Here is a 14,867-nt window from a genome sequence, read left to right on the forward strand (position 1 = left end):
GCTTCACGCGTCGCCCCTGTGCGGGGCGGCACCTACTTTTCTTTGCCGCCGCAAAGAAAAGTAGGCAAAAGAAAGCGGCTCACACCGCCAGTTCTTGTTCCTGCCTGAGGGCCCCCAACGGTTCTTACGCTTCAAACGGCGGCGTCTCCGTCCAGCGCACGTTGCCAACGCTCCGAATGAGCGCCTCACCCGCTTCAAATACCCGTACACGTGTTAGCGGCAGCGAATGGTATGTGCCGCCCAGGTGGCAAACTGTGTGCAGGTTGTCGCGGCGTATAGCTTGGCGCTCGTACAAGGTGGGACGCGTGTGCTATTGGTCCGAAGTGAGGCGTGTGGAGCACAAGGGGCCGACACACAGTTTGCCACCTGGGCGGCGGAGGAATATCTGGCGTGGCATACAGTACTGCGGGAGCTCGAAGCGGGTGAGGCGCCATTTAAGAGCGCTGGCAACGAGCATGAGTCATGTGGTTGCCGTGTGAAGCGTAAGAACCTTCGGGGGCCCTCAGGCAGGAAGAAGAATTGGCGGTGTTAGCCGCTTTCTTTTGCCTACTTTTCTTTGCGGCGGCAAAGAAAAGTAGGTGCCGCCCCGCACAGGGGCGACGCTTGAAGCAAGCTAACAAAACGCGGATGCCAGCGCAAAGGCAAAAACATCAAACCGCTTGCGCGGCAAACACAGCCACCCGGATGCCAGCGAAAACCCAAGCAAACCAAACCGCTCGCGCAGCAAAAACCCTCACCTTAACCCAGCCGCGACCCGCCCCATCTGCTCAATCCCACTCTCAAACAACCGGGCAAAGAAAGGCATCATATTAGGCAACATCAACTGAATCAGCAGCAACCCAGTAATAACGGTAACAGGCAGCCCAACCTGAAAAACCCCAATCTGCGGCGCAGCCCGATTAAGAATCCCAAGCGCAAGATTAGTGATAAGCAGCGCAGTGACAATCGGCAGAGACAGCAGCAGTGCTGCACTGATCACAGTGCTCCCCCACCCGGCGAGTACTCGCCATCCGTTAGCCCCAAGCACATTCGCCGACACAGGCAGCGCCTGAAACGTCTGAATCAACGCAGAGATAACCTGCAAATGCCCATCAAACGCGAGAAAAGTCAAAATCGCGAGCATATTCATGTAGCGCGACATGACATCCGTGGCCCCCGCAGCATGCGGATCGAAAAACGTCGCGAACCCGAGCCCCATGCTCATGCCCATAATGTCGCCGGCGGCCTGAATCGCACCAAACACGAGCTGCATCGTAAAACCAAGCGCCGCACCGATCAAAAACTGGTTGACGATGATCCACACGCCCTGCGCGGAAAACACAGTAACCTGCGGCAACGCACCGATAGTCGGCGCAACGATCAGCGTAATAAAACCCGCCAGAGCGACCTTCACGCGAGTCGGCAACGACTTGTCGCCGAACGCGGGCGCCGTCGCCATCAGCGCAAGAATCCGCACGAACGGCCACAGGAACGCGGTCAGCCAGACGTTCAGCTGTTCGTAGGTGACGGAGAACATCGCGCGTCGAAAGAAGGAAAGAGAAGGGCGCTCAGTTCGCGAGCGTCGGAATGCTGGTGAACATGTGACGCATGTAATCGAGCATCTTCGCGAGCATCCACGGACCGATCAGCACCAGCGTCACGGCGATCGCGAATAGCTTCGGAATGAACGACAGCGTCGCTTCGTTGATCTGCGTCGCGGCCTGAAACAGGCTCACGATCAGACCGACGACCAGCCCCACGAAAAGCGGCGGCGCAGCCAGCAGCAATGCAATGTACATCGCTTCGTGCGCGAGCGTGGTGACGGTTTCCGGCGTCATGGCGTGATTCTCCCTGCAGAATTCAGACGAAGCTCTGCGCAAGCGAGCCGATGATCAACTGCCAGCCATCGACCAGCACGAACAGCATCAGCTTGAACGGCAGCGATATGGTCGCGGGCGAAATCATCATCATGCCCATCGACATCAGCACGCTCGCCACCACCATGTCGATGATCACAAACGGAATGAACACGGTGAAGCCAATCTGAAAACCCGTCTTCAGTTCGCTCGTCACGAACGACGGCACCAGCAGCGACAGCGGCACGTCTTCCGGACCCTGCATCGGCGCCGCGTGCGAGATGCGCGCGAACAGTGCGAGATCGCTTTCGCGGGTCTGCTTCAGCATGAAGGCCTTGAAGGGCGCAACGCCGCGCTTCACCGCCTCGTCCATCTGGATCGTGCCTTCGGAGAAGGGCTTGTAGCCATCGGTGTAGGCCTTGTCGAGCACGGGCGTCATCACGAACAGCGTGAGAAACAGCGCGAGACCGACCATCACCTGGTTGGGCGGCGTGGTCGGCGTGCCGATCGCCTGACGCAACAGCGACAACACGATGATGATGCGCGTGAAGCTCGTCATCATCAACACCATCGCGGGCAGGAACGACAGCATCGTGAGCAGCAGCATCGTCTGCACGCTCAGCGAGTACGTCGTGCCGCCGTTCGGTCCGGGGCTCGTGTTGAAGGCGGGCAGACCGTTGGCCTGCGCATGCGACAGCGTCGGCAGCGCGAGCAGCAGCGCGGGCACGGCGAGCGGCGCAACCAGCGCGGCGCCCTTCAGGATGCGCTTTTTCATCGAAGCGGAAGCCTGCGAGGAAGGCTGGGTAAGGACGTGGGAAGTCACAGCGCAGCCGCGCTGCGCGTCAGATCGGTCGTACTGCATTACTGTTCTCCGCTCGCGCGTCGCTGGAAACGTTTGGCCGCTTCGTTTTTGAGCGCGTCGCGAAAGCGTTGTCCGAAGGTGCCGCTCAACTGGACCGGGCCGCCGGGATTGGATGCGCCGGGCACCGAAAAGGACGTGCCGGTGGGAAGGTTCGAGCCCGTGGCCGAGCCGGCGGGCATGGTATGCAACAGGCGCACGTTGCCGGGTGCAGCACCGAGCACGAGCCACGTATCGCCGATCTCGACGACGGCCACGCGTTCCTTGCCGCCAAGCGACGTGCCGCCGATCGTCTTCACGATCCCGCCGCGCTGGCCCGGTTGCAGGCCGAAGCGGCGCGCGAGCCATGCGAAGCCGAACACGAGGCCGATCACGACAGCAAGACCTACGATCGTCTGCAACACGGCGCCGACGCCGAGCGACGGCACTGCCGTTCCCGCGCCGACGCTCGAGGCGATCTTCGCGGCGTTGTTGACGGCATTCATGTCGGCGGCGTGGGCGAGATGGAATACGCTGGCGCAGAGCATGAGCCCAGCCACAACCACCGTCGACATGAAACGGGCGCGGCGCGGCAGCGGCATGCCGCTCCCGTGGGACGCGGCCCGGGTTACTGCGTGTTTCATCGGTTCAGCTTCCGGATACGCTCGGACGGCGTGATGATGTCGGTCAGGCGAATACCGAACTTGTCGTTCACGACCACCACTTCGCCCTGCGCGATCAGGCAGCCGTTGACGAGCACGTCCATCGGCTCGCCCGCGAGACCATCCAGCTCGACGACGGAACCCTGCGCGAGTTGCAGCAGGTTGCGAATCGCGATCTTCGTGCGGCCCAGCTCGACCGTCATCTGAACGGGAATGTCCAGAATCATGTCGATGTCGTTGCGCGTCGTGGACGGCTCGACCTTCGACAGCGGCTGGAACACGCCAGCCGTGGTTGCGCTGACCGACGTGTTGTCGTTCTGCTCGGCGAGCGCGCTCGCCCAATCGTCGAGGGCCGCTTCTTCGGCGCCCGAGCCGGGCAACGGATCATTCACCTTCGACTCTTCCGGCATGTCCATATCGGGTGTCGAGTTCAACTCAGTCATATCCCGCTTCCTTCATCTGTTCCGCTGCGCTGATCATCTTCTGCACGCGCAATGCGTATTGACCATTGAAAATTCCGTAGCCGCATTCCATCACCGGCACGCCGTCGACCTTCGCCGTGATGTGCTCGGGAATGTTGATGGGCAGCACGTCGCCCGCCTTCATGTTGAGAATGTCCTGGAACGTCACGGGGACCTGCGCGAGATCCGCCGTCAGTTCCACTTCGGCTGCCTGCACCTGCTGCGACAGCACGCGCACCCAGCGGCGGTCCACTTCGAGCGCTTCGCCCTGGATCGGCGAGGACAGCACGTCGCGGATCGGCTCGATCATCGAGTACGGCATGCAGATATGCAGCGTGCCGCCCGTCGGCCCGAATTCGATCGAGAACTGCGTGACGATCACGATTTCGTTCGGGGTCGCGACGTTGGCGAACTGCGTGTGCATTTCCGAGCGCACGTATTCGAACTGCATCGGCCGCACGCTCTTCCATGCCGTCGTGTAGTGCTCGAACACGAGGCCAAGCAGCTTGCTGATGATGCGCTGCTCGGTCTGCGTGAAGTCGCGGCCTTCGACGCGCGTATGGAAACGCCCGTCGCCGCCGAACAGGTTGTCGACCACGAAGAACACGAGGTTCGGATCGAACACGAACAGCGACGTGCCGCGCAGAGGCTTCACGTGGACGAGGTTCAGGTTCGTCGGGATCGGCAGGTTGCGCGTGAACTCGCTGTACTTCTGCACCTTCACCGGGCCGACGGAAATTTCCGCCGTGCGCCGCATGAAGTTGAATATGCCGACGCGCAACAGACGCGCGAACCGGTCGTTGATGATTTCGAGGCCGGGCATCCGGCCGCGAACGATGCGTTCCTGCGTCGCAATGTTGTACGGGCGGACGCCGGACCGATCGCCCTGATCGGATTGCGAGTCGGACTCGCCGGTGACGCCCTTCAGGAGGGCATCGACCTCCTCCTGGGACATGAACTCTTCGTGGCCCATTCCTATTCCTCGTACGTCCCTTCAATGGCGCGGTGGAAGATCAAATCAGTCGGCACAAGGCGCCGTTACTGGACGACGAATTCGGTGAACAGCACGTCGGAAACGTGCACGGGTTGACCGTTGGCCTCGGTCGGCTCTTCGATCAGTTTTTCGAGTTCCACGGCGAGTGCTTTCTTGCCGTCGAGCGTCGCGAGTTCTTCGGGATGCTTGTTCGACAGCGCGAGCAGCACGCGGCTGCGGACTTCGGGCATATGTTCGGTCAAATGTTCCTGCACCTTCTGGTCGTTCAGCTTCAGCGTCAGACCGATACGCAGGTAGTGCTGCTGGCCGTCGTCGGACTGCAGGTTCACCGTCATCGATTCGAGCGGAAAGAAGATGGGTGCAGGCGCGGGCGCCGGCGCTGCTGCCGTCGCGGCGGCGGGCGCACGCTTCGACATGAAGAACCAGGTGGCGGCGCCGGCTGCGCCTGCCGCGACCAGTACGATCAGCAGGATCACCAATATGCGCTTGACGAGGCCCGGAGAGGAGGGCTTCGCGTTGGCTTGCTGGTTTGCGGTCGTGGTTGCCATGGAATTGATTGCCTCAATGCTGTAGGTTGAATTTTCAGGTGTCCGACGCTGCTGCGATGGGTCGAAAAGAAGGGATATTCAGGGTTAGCTCGTGTGTTTGCCTGCTCGGGGGTGGTTTTGTTTTTTGCTGTGCAGGCGTCCTGCGGTTTGCCGTTGCGCTGGCATCCGGCGGTTTGTCGTTGCGCTGGCATCCGCGTGATGTTTTCGTTGTTCATGCGTTGCCCCTGTGCGGGGCGGCACCTACTTTTCTTTGCTGCTGCAAAGAAAAGTAGGCAAAAGAAAGCAGCTCACACCGAGCCGCTTGACGATTGCTCCAGAGCTTCCAGCGCCCTATTTGCGGCAAACTGTGTGTAGGCCGTCGTGCCGCACACGCGAGCACTCCGGACCTGGTCCGAAGTGCTCGCGCTTATGGCGAGAAAACCTACACACAGTTTGCCGCAGCTTGGGCCGTTCCTAGTCCCTGGCGATGGTCAAGCGGCTCGGTGTGAGCCGCTTTCTTTGGTTACTTTCTTTGCGGCGGCAAAGAAAGTGACTGCCGCCCCGCACAGGGGCAACGCATGAAAACCGAAAACATCACGCGGATGCCAGCGCTGCAACCCGCACAACATCACGCGAACGTGTCCACCAACCCAACCGTGCGTCGCACAGGCATGCTCACCGTCGTCGCGCCGCTATCCGCCATCTCGATCCCCGCATCGCCACGGCCGCTGCTGCGGCCACCGCGCGCGCCGCTGCCTTGTTCCTGGCCCTGCTGGCTGCTCTGGCGGGCAAAGCCGTCGGTGACGCTGGCGCTGCCCAGCCCAATGCCGCCTTGCTCCATCGCTTCACGCAGTTTCGGTAGCGCGGCTTCGACCGCCTCCCGCACCTGCTGATGCTGCGAAACAAAAAGGGCATGTGCATGGTTATCGGCAACCTGGAGGACGACCTGTAGCGGGCCGAGGTCGCGCGGATTGAGCGTGAGTTCCGCCGTCTGCTGATGCGCGTTGGTGAGGAACACAACCTTCTGGCTGAACGCGTCTTCCCAATCGTGCGCGCCGACTTGCGGCGCGATCGCGTTCGCCATCGCGGCCGTTGCCGGGTTGGAACCCTGCGTCACCGTCGTCGTCGCGCTCGCAGCCGCTGCCGCCGATGCGGCCTGGGTCGCGGCAAGCGCGGCGCTCGTGTCGGTATTCGCGGCGGGCACGGCGCTCGCCTGCGGGACGCTCGCGCTGGCAGCGGCAAGCGTTTCGGCGGGGCTCGGCTGCGCGGCGGCTGCAGCGGCCGGTGTCGTGGCGGCGGTGGCATTCGTACCGTTCGCCGTCGCGTCGCCCTTCATGTTGCGCAAGTCGCCGAGCGTCAGGCCCTTGCCGGCACCTGCGCCAGCGCCGCCGAGCGTCGCGTCGCCCGTGGCCGACGTGCCCGAGCCGGTGGATGCGTTCATGCCCGTCGCAGGCGTTGCGCCCTGGCCGTTCGCCATCGCGGCGAAGGCGGCCTGCAATGCGTCTTGAGTCGCTTTCGGATCGAGCGATGCGATCTTCTTCGACGGTGTCTGGATCACGGGCGTCGTCGTGTTGCCGGCGACCGGGGGCGAAGCGGGTGTCGACGGCTGTGCGTCGGCCGTCGCCGCATTCGCTGCATCGGCCGCGCCGCTCGCCTGTGCCTGAGCTTGCACCGCGGCGGCTGCGGCCGCAGCGGCTGCTGCCGTCTCTGCGGCTGCGGCGTCCTTGGTCGGCGCGCCGTCGTCCGGCTTCGAGGCCGTGTCGGTCTTGTCCTTGCCGTTCGCGCCATTCGTGCCGTCTGCACCGTTGGCGCCGTTCGACGCGCTGCTTTGCTGCGTGTTGTCGCTCTGGCTTGTGGACTTGGTGCTGTCGGTGTCGTTCGAACTGTCGGCGGCGCTCGTGTTGTTCGAGCTGTTATCGGCGGGCGGCACGTCATGCACGCTGGAACCATTCGATGCGGACGGCGCAGGCGTCGGTGCCGGCGCCGGCGCGGGAGCAGGCGAGGGCGCGACGATCTGGTTCTGCGCGGCGATGCTTTGCTGCAGCGTCGTCGAGAAAGGCAGCGTGCTGTTGTTGACGCCGTTCGACGCGCTGCTGCCCGATGTGCCGCTCGTCGAGCCGAGCAGCGAGTTGATCAGTGAAAGAGGCGACATGCTGGATCTCGTGTGGTCGTGTCAGTCCCGTTGCGCGCCGCAGCGCTTCGCGGCGTCAGGCGTCTTCATGCGCCTTCCGCGCGCATCCGGAGAATTCGTGCGCCGAACTCGTCGGCGTCCCGTTGCTCGCGGCGCGCCGCGACTTTTGCTTCAGCGGCGATGCCGCGTGCTTCCAGTACTTCGTATGAACCGAGCTTCTGCTTGCTGTGCTGCCATTCGGGCTTGGCGGCTTCGACACGCGCCGTCGCCGTGGCCAGCAAGCCGCGCTGCTGTTCGATGGCGGCGTCGAGCGTGTCGATGAACGCCTGAAAGTTGCGCATGTTGCCGGCGGGCATGCCCGCCTTGGCGGTTTCCGTGAAGCGGCGGTGATACTCGTCGCGGTATTCGATGAGCGCGGTCAGCTGCGCTTCGACATCGTTGCGCTCGCGCTGCACGCGGCCGAGCTTGCGCGCGGCGGCGTCGACGTCGTCCTGTGCGAGGCCAATCAGCGTCTTGATCGGAAAGTGCTTGCTCATTCAGTCTCTCCTGGCTTGCTAGCCGAACAGCGAATCGAGGTGCGCGATGCTGGCGTCGAAGCCGGCGCTCTCGCGAAAACCTTGCTGCAGGAACGCTTCCATCCGCGGATACAGCGCGATGGCCTTGTCGAGTACGGCGTCGCGTCCCGACGAATACGCGCCGACGTTGATCAGATCGCGGTTGCGCTGGTAGCGCGACAGCATCTGCTTGAACTGACGCGTGCGATCGAGATGCGCGTCGCTGATGAGCGAGGTCATCGCGCGGCTGATCGACGCTTCGATGTCGATGGCAGGGTAATGGCCCGCTTCGGCGAGCGCGCGCGACAGCACGATATGGCCGTCGAGAATCGCACGCGCCGAGTCGGCGATCGGGTCCTGCTGGTCGTCGCCTTCCGTCAGCACCGTATAGAACGCGGTAATCGAACCGCCGCCTTCCGGGCCGTTGCCCGTGCGCTCGACGAGCGCCGGCAGCTTCGCGAACACGGACGGCGGATAGCCCTTGGTCGCGGGCGGCTCGCCGATCGCCAGCGCGATCTCGCGCTGCGCCATCGCGTAACGCGTGAGCGAGTCCATCAGCAACAGCACGTGCTTGCCCTGATCGCGGAAATATTCGGCGAGCGAGGTCGTGTAGGCGGCGGCCTGCATCCGCAGCAGCGGCGACACGTCGGCGGGCGCGGCCACGACGACGGAGCGCGCGAGACCTTCCTCGCCGAGAATCTGCTCGATGAATTCCTTCACTTCGCGGCCACGTTCGCCGATCAGGCCGATCACGATCACTTCGGCGCTGGTGTAGCGCGCCATCGTGCCGAGCAGCACCGATTTACCGACGCCCGAACCGGCGAACAGGCCCATGCGCTGGCCGCGTCCGACGGTGAGCAACGCGTTGATCGCGCGCACGCCGACGTCGAGCACCTTGTGAATCGGCTCGCGATGCAGCGGGTTGATGGTCGGTGCCGTGAGCGGCGCGTCGTTGCGCGCGTTGAGCGGGCCGAAGCCGTCGAGCGGCTTGCCCGATGCATCGACCACGCGGCCGAGCAGTTCCCAGCCGACGGGCAGACGCTTCGCGCCCGCCATCGGATCGGCGATAGGCGCCACTTCCAGCGGGTAGACACGCGCACCGGGCAGCAAACCGGCAACTTCCGTCGTCGGCATCAGAAAGAGCTTGTCGCCGTGAAAACCGACCACTTCGGCTTCGGCCATCGTGCGCGAACTGCCGGGCGGCAGCTCGATCATCACTTCCGAGCCGACGGCCAGCCGCAGGCCGACGGCTTCGAGCACCAGCCCGGCGGCACGCGTCAGGCGGCCGCAGGCGCGCAGTGGGCGCGCTATCTGGTTGCGCTCGCGCAGGCCATTCAAACGATTGCGCCACGCTTGCAGATGCGGATTGGATGCGAGTGCGGGATCGGGCGCGCGCTTTTGCGCAGCCGCCGATTCGCGGCTCGCGGGCGCGGCAGCGGGATGTGCGCCGCTGGCGTTGTCGCGTGCGTCGTCGTGCGTTTCATCGCAGGATTGGCCCGCCGAATGCGCGTCAGAAATCGCGGACTCCAACGCGGCGAGCGACTCTTCCATCTGCGCGACGGTGAGCGCTTCCGCGCCGAACGACGCCAGCGCCAGCTCGCGCTCGAGCGGCGTGAGGTCGCTGTGCTGAATGTCTTCGATGGTCGGCTTTACCATGTGCTTGCCTTGCCGAGCGCAGCCGTCACGCGCTCCCAGCGCGTGCCGATGCCGGCGTCCACTTCGCCCGTGGTGGAGACCGCGCGGCAGCCGCCGCGTTCGATCGCGGGGTCGGTGCGCACGGTCCAGCCGCGCGTCTGCAGTTCTTCCAGCAGATACGCTTCGACAACGGGCAGATCGGCAGGACTCACGATCAGAGCCGGCGCGCCGACCAGCGCCGGTTCAGTCGCCATCACCTCACGCGCGGCGGCAAGCAGCGCCGTCGGATCGTGCTGGACATGCTGGCGAACCACTTGTTGCGCGATGTCGAGCGCGAGCGCGACGATCGTTTCGGACAATTCGTGCTGCACGTTGTCGAGCGCGGCCTTGAACGTTTCGGCGAGCGCGGCAAGCTGCGCGGCTTCCGAGTGCGCTTCCGCCTGTCCCTGCTCGAAGCCTTGCGCGCGGCCCTGTTCGTAGCCGGCCTGATAGCCGAGCGCCTGGCCGGCCACATGGCCGGACGCGACGCCCTGCGCATGCGCGGTGTCGCGCAGGCGTTGCAGTTCGGCTTCGAACGCGCCGTCGTCGTCGACCTCGGGTTCCGGCTCGGGCACCGGGTCGAACGAGGCCATCTCCCAGCGCTGGTAGGCCGAGAGGCTTTCCTTGCGCACGGGATCGTGGTCAGACATATGCATCTTCCGCCTTGCCGCCGATCACAATTGCACCAGACTCGGCGAGGTTGCGCACGACCTGAAGGATCTTGCGCTGTTGCGTTTCCACTTCCGACACACGGACCGGGCCGCGTGCGTCGAGGTCTTCCGCGAGCAGCTCGGCTGCACGCTGCGACATGTTCGACAGGAACTTCTGGCGCAGCGCGGGCTGCGCGCCCTTCAGCGAGATGATCAGCGTTTCCGACTCGACTTCCTTCAGCAGCAGCTGGATGCCGCGGTCTTCCAGGTCGAGCAGGTTGTCGAACACGAACATCTGGTCGATGATCTTCTGCGCCAGCTCCGCGTCGTACTGGCGAACGTTGTCGATGACCGACTCTTCGTGATTGCCCGGCAGGAAGTTGAGAATTTCCGCCGCCGTGCGGATGCCGCCCATCGGGCTGCGCTTCAGGTTGTCGCTGCCCGACAGCAGGCCCGTCAGCACGTCGTCGAGTTCGCGCAGCGCGGCGGGCTGAATCCCGTCGAGCGTCGCGATACGCAGCAGCACGTCGTTGCGCAGGCGCTCCGTGAAGCACGCGACGATTTCCGACGCCTGATCGCGGTCCAGGTGGACGAGAATCGTCGCGATGATCTGCGGGTGCTCGTTCTTGATGAGTTCCGCGACAGCCGCCGAATCCATCCACTTCAAGCCTTCGATGCCGCTCGTATCGCTGCCTTGCAGGATACGGTCGATGATCGCGCCCGCCTTGTCGTCGCCGAGCGCCTTGGTCAGCACGGAGCGGATGTAATCGTTCGAGTCGAGCGAGAGGGCAGTGTGCTTGTCCGCCTCGGAGACGAACTCGTGCAGCACCTCGTCGATCTGCTCGCGGGTGATGTTCTTCAGCGACGCCATCGCGACGCCGATCTTCTGGACCTCACGCGGCCCCAGAAACTTGAATACCTGTGCCGCCTCTTCCTCGCCGATCGACATCAGCAGGAGCGCGCTCTTCAATACGCCTTCAGTGCTCATCGGACACCCAGCTCTTCACGACGGTTGCAACGATCTTCGGATCCTGACGCGCGATCTGACGCGCATATTCGAGGTTCCGCTCATATTTGGCCTTGTCGCTTTCCAGCGACACCAGCGATCCTTCGACTTCCTCTTCGGCGGCGATGGCGGCTGCGCTCGGCAGACCGTCGAGCACCGGCTCGTCCGGCGACATCAGCGCGGCGACAGCGGGCTCCGGCGGCGGGAAGGCGCGGCGCAGCGCCGGCTTGACCATCACGAAGTAGAGGAACAGGGCGACTGCGCCGATGCCCACGTACGTCGCGATCTGCTTGTACATCGCGATCATGTCCTTGGTGCGCCACCACGGCAGATCGGCATCGGGGTCGACGATCTGCGTGAACGCGCTGGTCTCGACGTTGACCGAGTCGCCGCGTGCCTTGTCGTAGCCCATCGCGTCGCTGACCAGCAGCTTGACCTGCGCGAGCTTGTCGGCGGGAACCGGCTGCATCGTCGCGTGGCCCTTCGCGTCGACGACGCGCATGTAGTTCACCACCACGGCCACCGACAGACGCTTGATGCCGCCAACCGCCTGCTCCGTGTGGCTCACGGTCTTGCTCAGCTCGTAGTTGGTGGTCGCATCCTTGCGGTCGCTGATCGGCGTCGTCGTCACGCCGCTGGCGCCATTCGCGCTGGCGACGATGGGCGCGGACGCCGGCTGCGGCGGCTGGTTCGACAGCGCGCCCGGCACGCCCGAGGCGCCGCCCTGCGACATTTCCGTCGCGGTGCTGGTCTGCTGGCTGCGGACGGCGGCCTGCTGCGGGTCGTTGTTCGGGGCGTAGGCCTCCGAGGTCGACTCGTGCCGGGAGAAATCGATGTCCGCGCTCACCGACGAATGCGCGTTGCCGGCGCCGAACATCGGTCCAAGGATCGCGTCGATGCGTTGCTGTGTGTTGCGCTCGATCTGCTGCACATACTTCAGTTGCGTCGCGTCGAGGCCGCTGCCGCTGACGCCTGCCTGCGTGAGCAGGTTGCCGTCCTGGTCGATGATCGTCACGTTGCGCACGGGCAGGTCGGGCACGGCGGAGGCGACCATATGCGTGATCGCCACGACCTGGCCTTCGTCGAGCATGCGGCCCGGGTACAGGTTGACCATCACGGATGCCGACGGCGCCTCGCGGTCGCGCACGAACACGGTCGGCTTCGGAATCGCCAGATGGACACGCGCCGACTTGACCGTCGAGATGGATTCGATCGTGCGCTGCAGCTCGCCTTCGAGCGCGCGCTGATAGTTGATCTGCTCGGCGAACTGGCTGATGCCGAACTTCTGGTTGTCCATCAGTTCGAAGCCGACCGAGCCGCTCTTCGGCAGACCCTGCGACGCGAGGCGCAGACGCATTTCATGCACCTGATCGGCGGGGATCAGGATGGCGCCGCCCGCATCGGAAAACTTGTACGGCACGTTCGCCTGCTGGAGCGCGGCAACGATTGCGCCGCCGTCCTGATCGGAGACATTGCTATACAGGACCTTATAGTCCGGTGCGCGCGACCAGAGGATCAGCCCCGCGACCACGGCGACCAGCAACGCGACGGCGAAGATCAGCGGTGCGCGCGGGTTGCCGCGCATCTGCGACAGCGACGTCGGAAGGCCCGGGAAGCGCGTGGCGAAGCCACCGCCCGTGCCGCCGAGGTCGAGGCCTGCAGCGCCGCCGGCTGCTCCCGCTGTGCCCGGCTGCGCGCCGGCGAGGCCCATGCGGGCATCGGGGTTGATCAAAGAGTTGGCTGACGAATCCATGCGTCGGGTTTCTCCGGAATGCTTTTGCGTTCTGCGGCTTACGGCGCCTTACCTTGCCTGCCGACAGAGACTTTCACGCTAGGGATTATCCGCATGGGTAAGCAACCCGATGCGCCGAATAGCGGGGGGTTTCCCCCTTACTTTCACGGCTTTCGCAAAAGGGCCGCTGCTATGCTTCCTGTCCAATCGGTGTATGGCGCGAACGCTCGCCTGCATCTCACCCAGGAGAGAACATGACGGCACTCATCAATCCGATCCAGTCGGCCTTGCAGCAGATGCAGGAGATGGCGGCCCAGGCCACGGGCGGCAGCGCCCCGGTTGGGAACGACAATGGCGCGGCCACGGCAGGTGGCTTCGCGTCGGCCCTGAAAGCCTCGATCGACAAGATCAGCGGCGACCAGAAGAGCGCGATTGGCGAGGCCCATGCTTTCGAACTCGGCGCGCCGAACGTGTCGCTGAACGACGTGATGGTCGACATGCAGAAGGCCAACGTCGGCTTCCAGTTCGGACTGCAGGTGCGCAACAAGCTCGTGTCGGCCTACAACGACATCATGCAGATGGCCGTCTGAGACGCCTGCGACGCATGTCGCCTGCGACCGCGCCCAGCCGTCGGCCTCTGGGCGGCGGAGCGCAGTCTATGCAGGCGGCATCGCGTCTGTCGCAAGCGTGCGCAGCGTCCCGTCGCCCGCCTCGCCGGGCGGCCATGCGCGCCGGTTCCCTGCACCGTGCCGGTGCGGCGACCCGCCGTTCGCAGCCAACCCCGCGCCCGCGCGGCGCCCGGTGCCGTGCGGCGTATCTTTCCTGACGCTTCCTTCCAGCGGGCTAAAGCTTTATTCGTATGAACCGATAACCTTGATACAAGGGCTGGCGGGAGGCGTGCGGCAAGATCGCGCAGCGCTCCGGCGGGCCGTCCGCTGTCAGTCTGATCTGATTGTCATCTGTAATACAGGAGGAGCGCCGATGTTTTCCCCGGGACACTCTGGAGCCAATGCCTACGCTCGCGTCGGCGTGGAGACAGGGGTGATGGGCGCCAGTCCACATCGCCTGATCGTGATGCTCTACCAGGGGGCACGCAAGGCCGTTGCGCAGGCGCGCATGCATCTGCAACAGGGCGACATCGCGGCACGCGGCGAGGCGATCGGCAAGGCTATTCAGATCATCGGCGACGGGTTGCAGCAGGCGCTCAACGTCGAAGCCGGCGGTGAAATCGCGGAGCGTCTTCATGCGCTCTATAGCTATATGACTCGGCGACTGCTCGAGGCGAACCTCAAACAAAGCGATGCGATGCTCGTCGAAGTCGACGGCTTGCTGGCTACGCTCGAGGAAGCCTGGATTGGAATCGCGCCGGAGATTGCGCGGATGGCGATGCAGTCGTCCGCGGAAAGCATGAGATGAGTTCGAACGCAGAATATTTCGCCCGCTACGAGGCGATCGCAGCGATTTCGGTCCGGATGGTGATGGCAGCGCGAGACGCGCTCTGGAACGATCTCGTCCTGTTGCAGGACGAGTACCGGCATCTCGTCGACGCGCTGAAGCACGCGGAAGACGGCGTACGCCTGTCCGACGACGAACGCTCGCGCAAATTCGACCTGATCCGCCAGATCCTCGCGAACGACGCGACGGTCCGCGATCTCGCGAACCCGCGCATGGCCAAGCTGCAGGCGCTGTTTGCGCCGAGCCGCCCGGCCATCGTGCTGAAAGAACTTTACCAGGCGCGCTGAGCGCTTTTATAACGTCCAATACGAGCCGCTAGCGGCCACGCAGCGTCAATGCGCGAGAGGA

16 protein-coding genes are annotated in these 14,867 nt (G+C 64.2%); 3 read left to right on the top strand and 13 right to left on the bottom strand.

Translation table 11 applies throughout. The features are described 5' to 3' along the window. Positions 1-733: 733 nt before the first annotated feature. The 13 genes from fliR to fliF form a co-directional block, all read right to left on the bottom strand. Positions 734-1,516, bottom strand: coding sequence for a flagellar biosynthetic protein FliR (fliR, locus tag BLT65_RS15430; RefSeq protein WP_091778874.1), 783 nt, complete (start codon positions 1,514-1,516; stop codon positions 734-736). Between the two features lie 31 nt (positions 1,517-1,547). Next, complete coding sequence (gene fliQ, locus BLT65_RS15435; RefSeq protein ID WP_007577083.1) at positions 1,548-1,817, bottom strand: flagellar biosynthesis protein FliQ; 270 nt, start codon at positions 1,815-1,817, stop codon at positions 1,548-1,550. Between the two features lie 22 nt (positions 1,818-1,839). Beyond that, the gene (gene fliP, locus BLT65_RS15440; protein WP_091778877.1) at positions 1,840-2,610 is read right to left on the bottom strand and encodes a flagellar type III secretion system pore protein FliP; all 771 of its coding nucleotides are present in this window, start codon (positions 2,608-2,610) and stop codon (positions 1,840-1,842) included. 86 nt (positions 2,611-2,696) lie between these two features. Then, positions 2,697-3,317, bottom strand: coding sequence for a flagellar biosynthetic protein FliO (fliO, locus tag BLT65_RS15445; protein ID WP_091778879.1), 621 nt, complete (start codon positions 3,315-3,317; stop codon positions 2,697-2,699). Next, entirely contained in the window at positions 3,314-3,778 is a 465-nt protein-coding gene (gene fliN / locus BLT65_RS15450) for a flagellar motor switch protein FliN (protein WP_035991507.1), read from the bottom strand. Before fliN ends, fliO begins: the two co-directional genes overlap by 4 nt. After that, on the bottom strand, positions 3,771-4,769 hold the full coding sequence (gene fliM / locus BLT65_RS15455) for a flagellar motor switch protein FliM (RefSeq protein WP_042315511.1): 999 nt from the start codon (positions 4,767-4,769) through the stop codon (positions 3,771-3,773). Before fliM ends, fliN begins: the two co-directional genes overlap by 8 nt. 65 nt (positions 4,770-4,834) lie before the next feature. Next, the gene (gene fliL, locus BLT65_RS15460; RefSeq protein WP_042315512.1) at positions 4,835-5,338 is read right to left on the bottom strand and encodes a flagellar basal body-associated protein FliL; all 504 of its coding nucleotides are present in this window, start codon (positions 5,336-5,338) and stop codon (positions 4,835-4,837) included. A gap of 607 nt (positions 5,339-5,945) precedes the next feature. Then, positions 5,946-7,469 (bottom strand): flagellar hook-length control protein FliK, encoded by a 1,524-nt coding sequence (locus tag BLT65_RS15465; RefSeq protein WP_091778881.1) that lies wholly within the window; start codon positions 7,467-7,469, stop codon positions 5,946-5,948. 65 nt (positions 7,470-7,534) lie between these two features. Continuing rightward, a complete protein-coding gene (gene fliJ / locus BLT65_RS15470; RefSeq protein WP_007734698.1) occupies positions 7,535-7,984 on the bottom strand; it encodes a flagellar export protein FliJ in 450 nt (149 codons plus the stop codon). Positions 7,985-8,002: 18 nt separating this feature from the next. Next, positions 8,003-9,658, bottom strand: a complete 1,656-nt coding sequence (fliI, locus tag BLT65_RS15475; RefSeq protein ID WP_091778883.1) for a flagellar protein export ATPase FliI — start codon at positions 9,656-9,658, stop codon at positions 8,003-8,005. Then, positions 9,652-10,332 (bottom strand): flagellar assembly protein FliH, encoded by a 681-nt coding sequence (gene fliH, locus BLT65_RS15480; RefSeq protein ID WP_079483720.1) that lies wholly within the window; start codon positions 10,330-10,332, stop codon positions 9,652-9,654. Before fliH ends, fliI begins: the two co-directional genes overlap by 7 nt. Then, positions 10,319-11,314, bottom strand: coding sequence for a flagellar motor switch protein FliG (fliG, locus tag BLT65_RS15485; RefSeq protein ID WP_042315518.1), 996 nt, complete (start codon positions 11,312-11,314; stop codon positions 10,319-10,321). Before fliG ends, fliH begins: the two co-directional genes overlap by 14 nt. Continuing rightward, the gene (gene fliF / locus BLT65_RS15490; protein ID WP_042315519.1) at positions 11,304-13,085 is read right to left on the bottom strand and encodes a flagellar basal-body MS-ring/collar protein FliF; all 1,782 of its coding nucleotides are present in this window, start codon (positions 13,083-13,085) and stop codon (positions 11,304-11,306) included. The genes fliG and fliF overlap by 11 nt, the downstream gene beginning before the upstream one ends. 233 nt (positions 13,086-13,318) lie before the next feature. Here fliF and fliE point away from each other — a divergent pair, with 233 nt between their 5' ends. The 3 genes from fliE to BLT65_RS15505 all read left to right on the top strand — a co-directional run bounded on the left by fliE (position 13,319) and on the right by BLT65_RS15505 (position 14,806). Then, a complete protein-coding gene (fliE, locus tag BLT65_RS15495) occupies positions 13,319-13,654 on the top strand; it encodes a flagellar hook-basal body complex protein FliE (protein ID WP_091778885.1) in 336 nt (111 codons plus the stop codon). Between the two features lie 391 nt (positions 13,655-14,045). Beyond that, positions 14,046-14,480, top strand: coding sequence for a flagellar export chaperone FliS (gene fliS, locus BLT65_RS15500; RefSeq protein ID WP_007577111.1), 435 nt, complete (start codon positions 14,046-14,048; stop codon positions 14,478-14,480). Beyond that, positions 14,477-14,806 (top strand): flagellar protein FliT, encoded by a 330-nt coding sequence (locus tag BLT65_RS15505; RefSeq protein ID WP_035991528.1) that lies wholly within the window; start codon positions 14,477-14,479, stop codon positions 14,804-14,806. The genes fliS and BLT65_RS15505 overlap by 4 nt, the downstream gene beginning before the upstream one ends. The last annotated feature ends 61 nt before the right edge of the window (positions 14,807-14,867 follow it).

Source organism: Paraburkholderia steynii (assembly GCF_900100565.1).
In the GTDB taxonomy this organism is placed as follows: domain Bacteria; phylum Pseudomonadota; class Gammaproteobacteria; order Burkholderiales; family Burkholderiaceae; genus Paraburkholderia; species Paraburkholderia terrae.

Excerpts from the sequence above, each read along its gene's own strand:
- fliR (WP_091778874.1), bottom strand. The coding sequence starts at position 1,516 with ATGTTCTCCGTCACCTACGAACAGCTGAACGTCTGGCTGACCGCGTTC.
- fliQ (WP_007577083.1), bottom strand. The coding sequence starts at position 1,817 with ATGACGCCGGAAACCGTCACCACGCTCGCGCACGAAGCGATGTACATT.
- fliP (WP_091778877.1), bottom strand. The coding sequence starts at position 2,610 with ATGAAAAAGCGCATCCTGAAGGGCGCCGCGCTGGTTGCGCCGCTCGCC.
- fliO (WP_091778879.1), bottom strand. The coding sequence starts at position 3,317 with ATGAAACACGCAGTAACCCGGGCCGCGTCCCACGGGAGCGGCATGCCG.
- fliN (WP_035991507.1), bottom strand. The coding sequence starts at position 3,778 with ATGACTGAGTTGAACTCGACACCCGATATGGACATGCCGGAAGAGTCG.
- fliM (WP_042315511.1), bottom strand. The coding sequence starts at position 4,769 with ATGGGCCACGAAGAGTTCATGTCCCAGGAGGAGGTCGATGCCCTCCTG.
- fliL (WP_042315512.1), bottom strand. The coding sequence starts at position 5,338 with ATGGCAACCACGACCGCAAACCAGCAAGCCAACGCGAAGCCCTCCTCT.
- BLT65_RS15465 (WP_091778881.1), bottom strand. The coding sequence starts at position 7,469 with ATGTCGCCTCTTTCACTGATCAACTCGCTGCTCGGCTCGACGAGCGGC.
- fliJ (WP_007734698.1), bottom strand. The coding sequence starts at position 7,984 with ATGAGCAAGCACTTTCCGATCAAGACGCTGATTGGCCTCGCACAGGAC.
- fliI (WP_091778883.1), bottom strand. The coding sequence starts at position 9,658 with ATGGTAAAGCCGACCATCGAAGACATTCAGCACAGCGACCTCACGCCG.
- fliH (WP_079483720.1), bottom strand. The coding sequence starts at position 10,332 with ATGCATATGTCTGACCACGATCCCGTGCGCAAGGAAAGCCTCTCGGCC.
- fliG (WP_042315518.1), bottom strand. The coding sequence starts at position 11,314 with ATGAGCACTGAAGGCGTATTGAAGAGCGCGCTCCTGCTGATGTCGATC.
- fliF (WP_042315519.1), bottom strand. The coding sequence starts at position 13,085 with ATGGATTCGTCAGCCAACTCTTTGATCAACCCCGATGCCCGCATGGGC.
- fliE (WP_091778885.1), top strand. The coding sequence starts at position 13,319 with ATGACGGCACTCATCAATCCGATCCAGTCGGCCTTGCAGCAGATGCAG.
- fliS (WP_007577111.1), top strand. The coding sequence starts at position 14,046 with ATGTTTTCCCCGGGACACTCTGGAGCCAATGCCTACGCTCGCGTCGGC.
- BLT65_RS15505 (WP_035991528.1), top strand. The coding sequence starts at position 14,477 with ATGAGTTCGAACGCAGAATATTTCGCCCGCTACGAGGCGATCGCAGCG.